The organism is Bradyrhizobium oropedii (assembly GCF_020889685.1).
In the GTDB taxonomy this organism is placed as follows: Bacteria; Pseudomonadota; Alphaproteobacteria; order Rhizobiales; family Xanthobacteraceae; genus Bradyrhizobium; species Bradyrhizobium oropedii.
Genome location: NZ_JACMYO010000231.1, coordinates 1 through 11,282 on the forward strand (window position 1 = coordinate 1; position 11,282 = coordinate 11,282).

11 protein-coding genes are annotated in these 11,282 nt (G+C 65.6%); 3 read left to right on the top strand and 8 right to left on the bottom strand.

Going from position 1 to position 11,282, the window contains the following annotated elements:
- Positions 1-156 precede the first annotated feature (156 nt).
- Positions 157-978: a phosphotransferase gene (locus tag H8A95_RS37820; protein ID WP_229187694.1), complete on the top strand. Its 822-nt coding sequence runs from the start codon at positions 157-159 to the stop codon at positions 976-978.
- A gap of 121 nt (positions 979-1,099) precedes the next feature.
- On the opposite strand, the gene H8A95_RS37825 is transcribed toward H8A95_RS37820, so the two are convergent.
- The 4 genes from H8A95_RS37825 to H8A95_RS37840 all read right to left on the bottom strand — a co-directional run bounded on the left by H8A95_RS37825 (position 1,100) and on the right by H8A95_RS37840 (position 4,844).
- The gene (locus H8A95_RS37825; RefSeq protein ID WP_229187695.1) at positions 1,100-1,717 is read right to left on the bottom strand and encodes a peptidoglycan recognition protein family protein; all 618 of its coding nucleotides are present in this window, start codon (positions 1,715-1,717) and stop codon (positions 1,100-1,102) included.
- Positions 1,718-1,801: 84 nt separating this feature from the next.
- The gene (locus tag H8A95_RS37830) at positions 1,802-3,016 is read right to left on the bottom strand and encodes a GGDEF domain-containing protein (RefSeq protein WP_229187696.1); all 1,215 of its coding nucleotides are present in this window, start codon (positions 3,014-3,016) and stop codon (positions 1,802-1,804) included.
- 695 nt (positions 3,017-3,711) lie between these two features.
- The gene (locus H8A95_RS37835; protein WP_229187697.1) at positions 3,712-4,323 is read right to left on the bottom strand and encodes a LysE family translocator; all 612 of its coding nucleotides are present in this window, start codon (positions 4,321-4,323) and stop codon (positions 3,712-3,714) included.
- A gap of 116 nt (positions 4,324-4,439) precedes the next feature.
- Positions 4,440-4,844 carry a response regulator gene (locus H8A95_RS37840; protein WP_229187698.1) on the bottom strand — a complete coding sequence of 135 codons (405 nt, stop codon included), beginning with the start codon at positions 4,842-4,844 and terminating at the stop codon, positions 4,440-4,442.
- 152 nt (positions 4,845-4,996) lie between these two features.
- On the opposite strand from H8A95_RS37840, the gene H8A95_RS37845 reads away from it, so the two are divergent.
- Positions 4,997-5,848, top strand: coding sequence for an SDR family NAD(P)-dependent oxidoreductase (locus tag H8A95_RS37845; RefSeq protein WP_229187699.1), 852 nt, complete (start codon positions 4,997-4,999; stop codon positions 5,846-5,848).
- A gap of 192 nt (positions 5,849-6,040) precedes the next feature.
- Here the strand turns inward: H8A95_RS37845 and H8A95_RS37850 are convergent, their stop codons facing one another.
- The 4 genes from H8A95_RS37850 to H8A95_RS37865 all read right to left on the bottom strand — a co-directional run bounded on the left by H8A95_RS37850 (position 6,041) and on the right by H8A95_RS37865 (position 9,334).
- Positions 6,041-6,889 (bottom strand): FRG domain-containing protein, encoded by an 849-nt coding sequence (locus tag H8A95_RS37850; protein WP_229187700.1) that lies wholly within the window; start codon positions 6,887-6,889, stop codon positions 6,041-6,043.
- Positions 6,890-7,040: 151 nt separating this feature from the next.
- Complete coding sequence (locus H8A95_RS37855; protein ID WP_229187701.1) at positions 7,041-7,847, bottom strand: lytic murein transglycosylase; 807 nt, start codon at positions 7,845-7,847, stop codon at positions 7,041-7,043.
- Positions 7,848-7,902: 55 nt separating this feature from the next.
- Positions 7,903-8,865 (bottom strand): DUF817 domain-containing protein, encoded by a 963-nt coding sequence (locus tag H8A95_RS37860; RefSeq protein ID WP_229187702.1) that lies wholly within the window; start codon positions 8,863-8,865, stop codon positions 7,903-7,905.
- Positions 8,866-8,923: 58 nt separating this feature from the next.
- A complete protein-coding gene (locus H8A95_RS37865; protein ID WP_229187703.1) occupies positions 8,924-9,334 on the bottom strand; it encodes an ester cyclase in 411 nt (136 codons plus the stop codon).
- 527 nt (positions 9,335-9,861) lie between these two features.
- Between H8A95_RS37865 and H8A95_RS37870 the strand changes: the two genes are divergently transcribed.
- A partial coding sequence (locus H8A95_RS37870) for a tetratricopeptide repeat protein (protein WP_229187704.1) occupies positions 9,862-11,282 on the top strand: 1,421 nt, incomplete at its 3' end.

Below are 11,282 nucleotides of genomic sequence, written 5' to 3' on the forward strand. Positions count from 1 at the left end.
CTAGGGCCAGAACTGGACTTGTCTCAAACCGCTGAACGATTCTGGCAAACGCCGCGGCCGGGGACAAGCCACGATCATGGCTGGCAGCCAGGATCGCGGGAGCGTTCTCTTTTGGCCGCCGCCGGTGTTTGGTCGAGACCGGCGGGAGGACGGGCGATGCAGGGATCCCTCGGCGAGAAGATCAACCAGGGCGGCACGGCGGACATCCACGCCTGGGCGCCAGGTCAGATCGTAAAACTGTTCAAGGAAGGTTTCCCGCCGCGGCTCGGCCGGCAAGAGGCGCGGATGACCCGGGCGGTCTTCGCCGGCGGGCTGCCTGCGCCGGAGGTGTTCGGCGAGGTGACGCTCGACGGACGCTTCGGCATCGTGCTCGGCCGCCTCGACGGACCGACACTGCTGCAGCTCACGCGCAGCGGCGGCGTGACGTTCGCCCAGGCGGGCGCGATACTCGCGTCCCTCGGCCTGTCCGTTCACAGGATGGCGCCGCCGCCGGAGGCCATCGATCTGCGCGGCTGGATGGACACCGCCTTCAGGCACTCGGGCGGCATCGTGCCCAAGCACATCGCCTCCGGCATCCGCGCGCTGATCGACCGCCTGCAGCAGCCGGAGGACGGGCTGTGCCATGGCGACATCCATCCCAACAATGTGATCATGACGGCGGATGGTCCGCGGCTGATCGACTGGACCTTCTCGATCCGCGCGCCTGCAGCCCTCGATCATGGGCTCACTCACATCGGCTTGACCGAGTTTGCCCTCGACATCACCGACAATCCGCAGCCGCCGCTTGCGGTCAATGCGGCCGCGCAATCCGAATACGCGCGGCTGACCGGCACGCCGATAGCGGCTCTGACGCAAGCGATGGAGACCTGGCTGCCGATCGCGATCGTCCGCTACTTCCTGATCATGGGTGGGCCGACAAGCGAGCGATGGCGGCGGATGATGCAGCGCGCCGAAGCGGCCCTGCGCCCGCAGGACTGAACCGTTCATCGCGCGCGCGTAGCCGATAGCGACGGAGCTGGAGGACCTCCGGTTCACAGCCGGATCGGGTTTCCGCTTCGTCCCCGAAGACGGGCGTCTCGAATTTCGGTGACTACCCGCCCTACTCGCCCCACTCTCGCGCCATGGTCGCGAGCGCGCAGCCTTCGCAGTAGCGGGCGTCCTTGAAGTCGATCCAGTTGTGCGCATAGACGCGCTCGAGCGGAATGCCGTAGCGCGCGCGCAGCACCTTAACCAGCACGCGCCACGCGGCGATCTGGGCATCGGTCGGGCCTTTGGTGACATCTGGAAAATTGCCGGCGAACTCGACGCCGATCGACGTGTCCTTGTTCACCTGGCGATAGGTCTTGCTGTTGTCGATGTACTTGTTGTCGTTGCGATCGGCGCCGTCGGTGTGGGTCGGAACCAGGTTGTCGGCGACCGCCCAATAGACCGTGCCGTCGGTTTCGACCCAGACCATGACGCCGCGCCTTGTCGGGCTTTTGTGCTGCGCCTCGGCGCCGTAGCGTGCCGAGCCGGTCGGTCCCTCGGTCTGGTGCACGATGATGTTGCGCCAGGGATGCGATTTGGCGACGTCGCCCCAGGGCGACAGCCAGACCATTTTCAAGCCGGGAATCTCGGGCGTGCCCTGCGACCGCGCGATACCGGCGAGATCGGAGGTTTCGGCCAGCGCGGCGGAGGACAGGACGAGTGCAAGGAGCGCGGTGAGCAGGCGAGGCATCGGAAGGATCCAGTGTCGCCCTTGTTTGAGCATGAGCTTTTCGGAAAACCGCTTCGCACTTTTCCGGATCATGCTTTAGCACGCTCAGGCGCGCTTGCGCAGGGTCGCCTCCAGCGCCTCGACCATCTCCGCCGGCAGCTTGGGCTCGTAGGCCGCGTAGCCGTTCTTGCCGCCCCTCTTGGCGTCGTAGAGAGCATGGTCGGCGGCGGCGATCAGGCGGTCGGGATGCATGCCGATCTCGCGGGTCCACTGCGCGATGCCGATCGAGACCGCGATCGGAATGTCGTTGCCGGTGCACTGCTCGGCATCGGCGCGGCAGACCTCCAGCACCCGGCGGGCGATCATGGCACCTTCGCGGAGCGTCGAGGACGGCAGCACGATGCAGAACTCGTCGCCGCCGGTGCGGGCCAGCATGTCGCCCGGGCGGAGCCTGGTCTGCGCCATCAGCGTGAAATGCTGCAGGCAGGCATCGCCGGCGGCGTGGCCGTGGGTGTCGTTGATGCCCTTGAAGCCGTCGAGGTCGATCACCAGCAGCGCGAATGCCTCGCCGTTGCGGTCGGAGCGCGCGCATTCCTCGGTCAGCCGCTGCAGCAGATGGCGGCGGTTGCCGACGCCGGTGAGGTCGTCGAGCAGCGCGAGGTCGGCGACCTCGTTGCGCAGCCGGTCGATCGCCATCAGCAGGAAGCCGAAATTCAGCGCCATCGACAAGAAAACCATCAGCAGGATCGCCAGCGACTGGCCTGCATTGAAGCGGACGAACGAGAACTCGCCGGGCTGCAGCAAGGCGCCGACCAGGCGCAGCGCGTAGATGGCGATCAGCACGGAAGCGACGATGCCGGCCAGCCGCGCGCCGGGGTTGACGCGGCCGTTCTCGGGCGACAGCAACAGCTTCAGCGTCAACGCCAGCGGCGTGACCTGCGCGACCGTGTAGACCAGGATGCGCAGCGGCATGCTGTCATAGGCAAAGATGAAGATGCCGAGGCCGACGAAGGCGAGCGCGACTGACAGCGCGGTGCTGCGCCAGTCGGCCGGCTTGCCGTAAAACCGCTCGATGCCCATCGCGGCCAGGCCGGCGGCGAACACCATCAGCGTCCCCGCCGCAAGCAGCGGCAACAGCGAGTCCGTCATCACGACACGGAGCATCGCGCTAGCCGCACCGGCGGAGGCGACGAAGGCGGAGGCGGTCCAGAACCGCGCGGCGCCGAAAGCTGGATAGCTGCGCGCGACATAGGCCCAGATCAGGCCGAGCGCGAGAAAATTGATAATGAATACCGTCCAAAGCGTCGGAACGCTCAACATCGCCCCTGTTCGAGACCCGTATCGGCCTCGCCTCTCCTGAAATGACCGTCCGCCCCTAGGGCGTTTCCCCGATGACAATCCCCGTTGTCTTGCCGACAGGATGCGGCCGCGCCGCTTAACGGACCGTCACCCGCCTCGCGTCAATCCGTGCTGTGGTTTTGAATTGATGAAGACGCGCGCATCGACCGTTTGCGCATCGTTAAGCATGACCGATGCGCCGACGCCGCGATCCGCGACACCCGCACGCGTACGAAAAAGCTGGCGAAAACACGTAACAGCTGTGGATAACACGATGACAGCGCCGTGACAGCACGCGGCAGCCGCCTCCGAATCTGCTGAGTTTGGTACTGAGGATGTTGCGAGGCTGGCCCTCCGCCAAGCATGCCTCGGAGTCGCGTTCAATCCATGAAACCTTGAGAGGATACTATGGCTAAGAAAGCGAAGAAGGCAAAGAAGGCGAAGGCGAAAAAGGCGACGAAGAAGAAGGCCGCCAAGAAGTAGCGAATTCCAGCCCGGGTAGCGGCTCCTGCCCTGCCCGGGCACTCGGACCGGGACGACCGGTCGCAACGACGCCAGCCGCGAATTCATCAACCCCAAATTCACCAGTCTTCAATCGATCGGCCCCCGGCAGATGGGGCGCAAGGCAGCAGGCGCAAGGCCTGCTTTTTTATTGCCGGCAGCAGGGCGACGCGCGGTCAGCGTTCCGCGAAGGCGAGCTTGGCGCCGAGCACGGCAAAGCCCGCGGCAAAGCTGCGCCGCAGCCAGGCCATCACCTTCGGCCGGGTGATGACGCGGTCGCGCACCGACGCCGCGAACAGCCCGTAGACCGCGAACACCGCAAAGGTCATCGCCATGAACACGAAGCTGAGCTCGACCATCCGCGCCAGCGGATGCGGATCGTCGACGGCAATGAACTGCGGCAGGAAGGCCAGGAAGAAGATCGACAGCTTCGGATTGAGGATGTTGATCAGGATCGCGGTCACGATCACCCGCCCGCTCGAGCGCGGCTTGATCTCGGTATCGACGGCGAGCGCGCCGCGCTCGCGCAGCGCCTGCCAGGCCATATAGAGCAGGTAGACCACGCCGCCCCATTTCAGCGCAGCGAACGCCATGGCGCTGGTGTGCAGGATGGCGGCAAGCCCGAGCATCGCCGCGATCATCTGCGGCACGATCCCGAGCGTACAGCCGAACGCCGCCGCCACGCTCGCCCGCGAGCCTCGGGTCAGCGCCACCGCGAGGGTATAGAGCACGCCAGTGCCGGGCGAAGCGACCACGATCAGGGTGGTCAGCAGGAAGGACCAGGTCATTTCAATTTCAAATCCTAAAAGCCGACCATGAGCGGGGCATGGTCCGGAAATACCACGCTGCCCGGGCAGGCGGAAGCGGCCACTTCCGTCCGCCCTTCACCCGCGCTGATAACCCGTTACGAGGACCGACGCGATTCGCGGCTGGACAGCGCCGACGCCGTCGTTTCGGCGGCCCGGATCACGTCGAGCGGCGCCCAGGGCTTGGGCCAGAACGTCGCCCCGTCGGGCAGGCGCTGCCGCAGCGGCTTGCCCGAGGTGACGATGACATCGAGATCGGGTTTGTATTTCTTCGCGACATGGGCGAGCTCGACGCCGGTCATGTTTCCGGCCAGCTCGACATCGGTCATCATCAGCACGACATTGTCGCCATTGCCTTGCAGCACCAGCTCGGCGGCCTCGGCGCTCTCGCAGAAGATCACGTCGAACTCACTCTCCTCCAGCAGCAGGCCGATCATCTCGCGCTGCATCGGGTCGTCTTCGACGACCAGGGCCTTCGCACGATAGGGCCTCGACTGTCCCATGGCTAAGCCTCCTCAATGATCGCGGTTTTAGAACCGGACACAGATGAAATGCCTAAAATCACTGGATGGTTCAGTTCCAATTTGAGAAAAGTGGGAAACCCGCCGTGTTCCCGCACGGCACGTTCCCCTTCCCCGAATGGAGCTGACCTGACATGACCGCGATCTCTGGATCCGCCGCCGCCGTGACCGGAGCCGCCAGCGGCATCGGCCGCGCGCTCGCGCAGGAACTGGCGCTGCGCGGCTGCGACCTCGCGATCGCCGACCGCGACGAGGCCGGGTTGCAGGCCGCCGCAGCCGAGATCGCCAAGGTGAGCGGGCGCAAGGTCACCGTGCATCGGCTCGACGTCAGCGAGCCCGGCCAGATCACGGACTTCGCGCAAGCCGCCGGCGCCGCGCATCCCGGACTCAACATCGTCGTCAACAATGCCGGCGTCGCACTGCTCGGCCAGTTCGACGAGATCGAGCAGGCGCAGATGGAGTGGCTGTTCAACATCAATTTCTGGGGCGTGGTGCAGGGCACCCGCGCCTTCCTGCCGCTGCTCGCGCAGCAGCGCGAGGCGCATATCGTCAACATCTCCTCGATCTTCGGCATCGTCGCCCCGCCCGGCCAGAGCGCCTATTGCGCGGCCAAGTTCGCGGTGCGCGGCTTCTCGGAAAGCCTGCGCCACGAGCTTGCGGTGGCGGGCAGCCCGATAAAACTCTCCGTCGTGCACCCGGGCGGCGTCGCCACCAACATCGCGCGCAACTCGCGCACCGGCACCGGCGTCACCGACAATGCCCGACGCGTGCAATCGATCGAGCGTTTCGACGCGCTGGCCAAGACCACGCCGACCGCCGCGGCACAGCGCATCATCACCGGGATCGAGAAAAACCAGCCGCGCATCCTGATCGGCAACGACGCCCGCTTCATGGACCTGCTGCAACGCTTCCGCCCCGGGACGTACTGGAAGGTGCTGCAGCGGCAGATCGAGAAGGCGACGGCGAAGGTGGCGGGGGCGAGTTGAACGCGCGACGACGCGCAGTTGCCCTGTGCACATTAACCGGTGTCGTCCCTGCGAAAGCAGGGACCCATAACCACGACAGGCCGTTGTAGCGCGATGCTGGGGCCACAGCTCGCTTCAACAATACGCCCCTGTGGTTATGGGTCCCGGGTCAAGCCCGGGACGACACCGAGCATTTGGCGCGATCAGCGCACCTCACCCGCCCAGCTGCTTCTTCACCCCGAGCGCCAGACGAAACAGCGGATCGCTCCGCTCCGACGGATAGAGCGCGCTCTTCGTCACCTGCGGAAAATTGTCGTTCTTCCAGAACGACGCCGGCGCGAACGAGAATTTTGCCACCAGCCGCCGGCCGAAATCCATCTCGTAGGGAAAGTAGTTTTCCTTCTGCTCGGTCCCGGACATCTCGGGATATTCGCCGAGCAGATAGCCCTCCTGGATATGCGGCCGCACCGCCGACGGCGGGCAGACGCTGGAGAGGCGGACGATCTGGAGGCCCGCCTCCGCGCTCGCGGTGATCGCGCCGCTCAAATTCGGCACGCCGAGCACATAGAGGAACGCGGTGCCGGTCTCCGCCAGCGAGGCAAACGACGCGGCAATGCGGATCGAATGGGTGACGTCGAGCAGCGGCGTGGTGCAGACCTCGTAATGTTGCAGGATCGACCAGCGCAGGATGCGATGCCGCTTCAGCCGCTCCAACCCGAGCAACTTGGCCTTCGCATACTCCGCGATCAGGATCTGCTCGGCGCGCCGCAGCGCCTCGAACCGCTCGACCAGCGTCGCCTGATCGGGATTGCCGCGGCCGCCACGAAACAATGTGGGTTTCAGCGACGAGTTGCGCTTGATGTTTTTGAAGTCGGCGCCCTGGCCGCGAAACAGCAGCACATGGTCGCGATTGAGGAATTGCAGCTCGGCGATCTTGGTGGCGAGCTCCAGATAGGAGCCGACCCGATGCCCCGGCCCCTCCCGCACCGCCGAGTTCTTCGCGACCTGGCATCCGCGGCGATCGAAGAACGACCAGATTTTTTGGCTGCCGATCGTTTCCATGGGACGCCCCTCACCCTCAAGCCGTCATTCCGGGGCAGCCCGCAGGGCTGAACCCGGAATCCATTTGTCCTCGCTTGATGCGGCCCGATGGATTCCGGGCTCGCGCTGCGCGCGCCCCGGAATGACGGGTGGAGATGGCCGCAGCTCCTCGTCACCGCCCGACAAGCTGATCCGCAAAATACCCGATGGTCTTGCGATAGATCACCGCCCTGTTCCACTCGCGCATCGCCTCGAAATTCGCGCTGCCTTCACCATAGGGCGCGCCCATCTTGAAGCCGTTCGAGTGCAGGAGGTTCGCGGTCGAGGCCAGCACGTCGGGCACCGAGTGGCGCAGATCGACATGGCCGTCGCCGTCGAAATCGACGCCATACTTGATGTAGGACGACGGCAGGAATTGCGTCTGGCCGATCTCGCCGGCATAGGCGCCGATCATGTCATTGAGGCGGAGATCGCCGCGCTGCAGGATCTTGAGCGCGGCAAGCAGCTCGCCCTGGAACAGGTCGGTGCGGCGGCAATCATGCGCCAGCGTGGCGAGCACGCGGAACACCGGCAGCTTGCCCATGTCGCCCTTGCCGAAATCGGTCTCCAGCCCCCAGATCGCGACCAGGATCTGGCGCGGCACGCCGTATTGCTGCTCGATCTTGGACAGCAGCGCCGCATGACGCTGCAACATGGCGCGGCCGCCGTTGATCCGCCCGGCGCCGACGCGGGTTGCGACATATTGCTCGAAGGTCTTGTTGAAGGTGTAGCGCTGCCGCCGGTCGAAGGCGAGCACCCCGCCATCCTGCTGCGCGCCGCCAAGCGCCTGCGAGATCACGTCCTGCTGGATGCCGGCCGCAGCCGCCTCCTGCGAGAACGACTGGACGAAGGCCGGAAAACTGCCGCCGCAGCGGGCGGCATAGGAGGGGGTGGCAAGCAGCAAGGCGCCGAACACAACCGCCAAACGACACCTGAGCATGCAAACATCCCTCCTGCTTCGAATGGCCGATCATGCCATGGAGCAAACGAGGCAGTCAAAGCGTTGGCAGCGACATTCCACCCGCGGCTTCGTCATCGCGCCGTCGCACGCCGGCACCCGCGCTCTCGCCCCTCCGCACCAGCGGCGCATTCACCAGGCTCACCAGCGTGTAGCTGACGATCAGGAGCAGGAACCACGAGCCAAGCTTGTCGATCGAGACCATCGACCAGCCGAGCCGCTGCGAGGGATAGAGCCAGGTCTTGGTGAAGGTGCCGATGTTTTCGGTGAACCAGATGAACAGCGACACCAGCACGAGGCCGAGCAGCAGCGGCATGGCGCGATAGCGGGTCCAGACCTTGAAATGGACGCGGGCGCGGCCGAACAGCCAGATCGCCCAGGCGAACAGCAGCCAGCGCAGATCGATGACGTAGTGGTGGCTGAAGAAATTGACATAGATCGCGACGCTGAGGGCGATCAGGCTGAGCCGGCGCGGATGGCGGGCAAAACGGAAATTGAACAGCCGCCAGCAGCGGCAGATGTAGCTGCCGATGCAGGAATACATGAAGCCCGAGAACAGCGGCACGCCGCCGATGTGGAAGATGCTGGGCTCCGGATAGATCCAGGAGCCAACCGAGGTCTTGAAGACCTCCATCGCCGTGCCGACGACGTGATAGATCAGGATGACCCTCGCCTCCTCCCATGTTTCGAGCCGCCCGGCGAGCAGCGCGACCTGGACGGCGAGCATCGCAAGAAACAGGAAGTCGTAGCGCGCGAGCGCCGCGTCCGGCGGATAGAAGCGCCAGGTGCCGATCATCAGCGCCACTGCGATGCCACCGAACAGGCAGGCCCAGGCCTGCTTCACGCCGAAGCGGAAGAATTCGTATAGCGCCGCGGTCGAGCGGCCCTGCGCCATCTCCAGGCCGAGGCGATGTTCGGCGGCGATGAAGCGGCGCAGCGGCGGCCAGTTGGCTGCGGCGCTCGCGACGGGTTCGGGCTTTCTTGTCAGCTTGTGATGCACGCCGCGGACGATCGCCGCGGATCACGGTCGCAGCGCGACGGAGTTGTGCAGATTTCCCTCAATCCCTGAGCTGACGCTCCAGGTCGACGAAATCGATCTCCGCCCAGCGTTCGGTGATCTTGCCGTCCCTGATCCGCCAGAACGTCATGCCGCGGAATTCGACGTGGCGGCCGGTCGGGGCGATGTCGCGCCACGGGCTGCGGTGGCGGCCGCGCCAGACGAAGCGGCCGGCGACGATGTCGCGCTCGGCCACCAGGCATTCGGCCACCGCCGACAGCTCGGCGAAGGTCTCGTGCATCGCAGTCGAATGCGCGATCACCTCCTCCGCGTTCATCCGCTTGCCTGCGGCATGATCGAAGAAGTCGGACGCCAGCTGCACGCGGATCGCATCGGGATCGAGACGATTGGTCACGGCGTCGTAATGCGCGAGCACGAGCGCCTTGTTGGCGTCGAGGGTGGCGTTGGACATCGGCGATCGGCTTTCGAGAGAAAAGTTGTAGAAAGCGAAGGATGCGCCTCATACGCGAATCGGGCCGGATGGTGCAAGTGACGATGGTCAGAAAAGAGCCGGCTTTCGACCCGCGCGCGTTTTGACGCAGAAGCGAAAGGCGGTTGCCGCAGGATCGCGGCGGCTTGCGCACGCGGACGCCTTTCATCACCGCTCCTGATACCTGCGCGACGCGAATGGCCGAGCCGCACTGCACGCCAGCGGTAACATCATCCGATGGCACGAGGATGCCGGTGGCATGCAAGCCGTGGCGCGGCGTTCGGCGACGCACCGCACCGAGCAGTTGCTGGACGCGATGCGTGAACGCCGAAGGCGCTCGCCGCGACCAAGAAGCACGAACCCGGCTCGCCGGTTCCGCTCCTCTGCGCAATCGTCTGCCGTGTCTTGTTCATGCAAAGGCGCGCCGCTAAAGCCAAGCCGACGGCAACGACGCCGTCATGTGAGGGACGCCATCCGATGATGCGTTTTGAGATCAGGATGTGCTGCCGATGAAGGTCGCCGGGGGTTTCGCACGCGCGCGCAGGGCCGCTGCATCGCTCAGCATCATCCTCGCATTCGGCGCTGTTCTGACCGGACCGATCGACGGTGCCGCCGCGCAAGACGCCCGCACCAGGCGTGCGCCGGCGCAAGTCGCCGGCAGCACGCAGGCGATCGCGGCGCAGATCAAGAACGCCATCCTGGTGATGCGCGGCGGCAAGATCGATGCAGGCCATGCGCAGCTCATTGCCGCACTCGACGCCGCCGATCGGCTCGACGATGCGCAGTTCGTCATGGAGCAGTATTACGACGCGACCGCTGCGCTGCGCGCGGTCAAGCGCGACGACCTCGCCGAGAAACTGTTCGTGCGCGCCTTCCAGACCAAGGCTTCGGCGCAAAGGCCACCCGGCAATGCCGATGTGCTGCTGGAATACGCCATCCTGCTGTCCGACCACGCCAGGATCGCCGAAGCCGTGCCGCTCTACATGAAGGGGATCGCGGCCTTCAACGCCTACTGGGGCGAGGGCTCCGAGGAATCGCTGATTGCCAACGACAAGCTCGCGGTGGCGCTGTCGACCAACGGCTCGGCGGCATCGGCGACGAATCTGGGCCGGCACAATTTCGAGCTGTCGGAGAAAGCGCTGGGGCCCGACCACCGCACCACCTGGAAGCTCGCCAACAATTACGCCGACTCGCTGCGCGAGATCGGCGCGCCGGCGAAGGCGCTCGAGCTCGATCTGTTCGCGATCGAGAAGCGCGCCAAGCACTATGGCGAGAACCATCTCAACACGCTGGTGTCGGTCAACAATGCGGGGCAGGACTTCCTCAATCTCGGACGCTTCGACGACGCCCGCCGCTATTTCCGCCGGCACCGCGCGATCGCGACCGCGATGGCGCCGAAGGACCCGAGCTTCGCCGGACAGGCGGATGCCTGGCTGTTCTACGCCGACATGCTCTCCGCCGGCGACGCCGCGATGTCGCCGGCCGATCTGGCGCGGCTGGAGGCGATCGTCGCCAACGAGGAGAACTTTGCGGATTTCCTGCGCATCAAGACTGCGGTGCTCGCCGCCGGCCAGCGCGAGAAGCGCGGCGAACCCGACAAGGGCATGCGGCTGCGCGAGACGGCGCTTGCGATCTCGACCAAGGCCTTCACCGCGCAGCATCCGCTCAGCTTCGAGATCAAGCTCGGTATCGCCGTCGCATTGATCGCGACCGATCCGAACCTCGCGGTGCAGAACTTCACCGCGCTCGACCGCGAGATGTTCGAATGGATGAAGCGCGAGATCGGCACGGCGGGCGATCGCGCCGTGGCGGAAGCGATCCGCGCCCATGCCGACCATCTGCTGTTCGCGTTCGGTCGCTTCGCCACCGGGGCCGGGTCCGCGGTGGCGCAGCCGGCCTTCGCCGCCGCCGTGCTGCGCTGGAAGACGCT

Excerpts from the sequence above, each read along its gene's own strand:
- H8A95_RS37820 (WP_229187694.1), top strand. The coding sequence starts at position 157 with ATGCAGGGATCCCTCGGCGAGAAGATCAACCAGGGCGGCACGGCGGAC.
- H8A95_RS37825 (WP_229187695.1), bottom strand. The coding sequence starts at position 1,717 with ATGCCTCGCCTGCTCACCGCGCTCCTTGCACTCGTCCTGTCCTCCGCC.
- H8A95_RS37830 (WP_229187696.1), bottom strand. The coding sequence starts at position 3,016 with ATGTTGAGCGTTCCGACGCTTTGGACGGTATTCATTATCAATTTTCTC.
- H8A95_RS37835 (WP_229187697.1), bottom strand. The coding sequence starts at position 4,323 with ATGACCTGGTCCTTCCTGCTGACCACCCTGATCGTGGTCGCTTCGCCC.
- H8A95_RS37840 (WP_229187698.1), bottom strand. The coding sequence starts at position 4,844 with ATGGGACAGTCGAGGCCCTATCGTGCGAAGGCCCTGGTCGTCGAAGAC.
- H8A95_RS37845 (WP_229187699.1), top strand. The coding sequence starts at position 4,997 with ATGACCGCGATCTCTGGATCCGCCGCCGCCGTGACCGGAGCCGCCAGC.
- H8A95_RS37850 (WP_229187700.1), bottom strand. The coding sequence starts at position 6,889 with ATGGAAACGATCGGCAGCCAAAAAATCTGGTCGTTCTTCGATCGCCGC.
- H8A95_RS37855 (WP_229187701.1), bottom strand. The coding sequence starts at position 7,847 with ATGCTCAGGTGTCGTTTGGCGGTTGTGTTCGGCGCCTTGCTGCTTGCC.
- H8A95_RS37865 (WP_229187703.1), bottom strand. The coding sequence starts at position 9,334 with ATGTCCAACGCCACCCTCGACGCCAACAAGGCGCTCGTGCTCGCGCAT.